1 tRNA gene is annotated in these 219 nt (G+C 45.7%); it reads right to left on the reverse strand.

Annotation, left to right across the window (positions count from 1 at the left end):
- Position 1: 1 nt before the first annotated feature.
- Positions 2 to 75, reverse strand: a tRNA-Ile gene (locus ACYP5M_RS26925).
- Between the last annotated feature and the right edge of the window lie 144 nt (positions 76 to 219).

The raw sequence follows: 219 nt of genomic DNA on the forward strand, positions 1-219 counted from the left end.
GTGGGCCTAAATGGACTCGAACCATCGACCTCACGCTTATCAGGCGTGCGCTCTAACCAGCTGAGCTATAGGCCCATTCACATAAATAATAAGCTTCTGCTTCCCAAGCTTATCGCGGGATTGCTATTAAATTGAATGAATCACTCATTCAAAACTGAACAAAACAAAAGCGCTCTCGTAATTATCCTTAGAAAGGAGGTGATCCAGCCGCACCTTCCG

Source organism: Peribacillus sp. N1, assembly GCF_054600815.1.